Source organism: Mycobacterium sp. E2699, assembly GCF_001666745.1.
GTDB lineage: Bacteria > Actinomycetota > Actinomycetes > Mycobacteriales > Mycobacteriaceae > Mycobacterium.
On sequence record NZ_LZJH01000145.1, the window covers coordinates 1 to 1,645 of the forward strand.

At 70.8% G+C, this 1,645-nt stretch carries 1 protein-coding gene; it reads left to right on the forward strand.

Features of this window, described 5'->3' with window-relative positions; genetic code table 11:
• On the forward strand, positions 1-1,645 hold a 1,645-nt coding region (locus A5696_RS25280; RefSeq protein ID WP_369803394.1), incomplete at both ends, for a WD40 repeat domain-containing protein.

The following is a 1,645-nucleotide window of genomic DNA, read 5'->3' on the forward strand; positions in this document are numbered from 1 at the left end:
GGCGGCGCCGATTCATGGCAAGCCCAAGGATCAGTTGGCCGGCGACGATCTGCGTGAGCAGCGCAGGTTTCGCCGGCTGCGCGCAGCCGCGATCGCCGGGATGGTCGCGCTCACGGTGGTGTCACTGGTGGCGGCACTGATCGCCGTCGTGCAGCGCCAGGAGGCCATCCGCCAGCGCAACCAGGCGATCGCCGAACGGCTTACCGCCGAGGCGCAGTCCATGCTGGCCGGCGCCCGCGCCGGCGGCGACATCCGGGCATTCGGCGAATTGCTGGCGGCCCGAAAGGCGGCCCCATTGGGCCAGAGCGCCCTGCTGCACGCGGTGGGCCAACGCAGTACCACGCTCAAGGTTGTCGATACCGGGGCGGAGGTACCCGGCGTCGCGTTCAGCCCCGACGGGCGCAAAATCGCCACCGCCGGCGGCGGCCCGGATGGCACCGTGCAACTGTGGGACGTCGACACCGGCCGGCCCATCGGCGACCCCCTCAAAGGTCACACGAACAAGGTGACAAGTGTGGCGTTCAGCCCCGACGGGCACCGACTGGCCAGTGGCAGTTGGGATGACACGGTGCGGTTGTGGGATGCCGACACGGGTCAGCCGATCGGCGACCCGCTCAAAGGGCACCAGGATTTCGTCGAAGATGTCGCCTTCAGTCCCGATGGTCACCTGCTGGCCAGCGCCGGCTGGGATCGCACCGTGCGGTTGTGGGACGCCGACAGTGGCCGGCCGGTCGGCGCCCCCCTGGGTGGTTACACAAGTTTCGTGCACAGCGTGGCGTTCAGCCCGGATGGGCACCTGCTGGCCACCGGCAGCTACGACGGCACGCTGGCGCTGTGGGACACCGACACGGCGCGCCTGATGGGTGCGCTGCAGGCCGGGCAAAAAGGCGGTCTGGTCACGGTGGTGTTCAGTCCCGACGGACGACGGATGGCCAGCGCCAGCGCCGACCGCACGGTACGCCAGTGGGACACGGGCACCGGCCAGCCGATCGGTAGCCCGCTGAACCACCCCGGCGCAGTGTTCGGCGTGGCCTATAGTCCCGACGGGCATCGGCTCGCCACCGCAAGCTCCGACGCCACGGTGCGGTTGTGGGACGCCGACACCGGCCATGCGCTGGGGGCCGCCCTCACCGGACACACCGATGCGGCGATCAGTGTGGCCTACAGTCCCGACGGGCACCGGATAGCCAGCGGCGGGCGGGACCACAGTCTGCGCGTGTGGAATCTCGACGAGATACTCGCCGGCTACGCCTACGAGCTGGAGGGCGTGACCTTCAGCCCGGACGGCCACCGGGTGGCCAGCGCCGGTGCCGGACCGCGGGGCGCGGTGTGGGTGTGGAACGCCGACACCGGCCAACCCGTCAAAACCCTTACCGGCCATACCGATTCGGTGCTCGGCGTGGCGTTCAGCCCCGACGGGCATCGGCTGGCCAGCGCGGGCGCCGATCAAACGGTGCGGCTGTGGGACGCGGACACGGGCGAGCCGATCGGGGCCCCCCTCACCGGCCACACCGGCATCGTGAGCAGTGTGGCGTTCAGCCCCGACGGGCATCGGCTCGCGAGCGCCAGCTGGGACCACACGGTGCGGCTATGGGACGCGGACACCGGCCAGCCGATCGGGGCGCCGTTTGACGGGCATACCGAC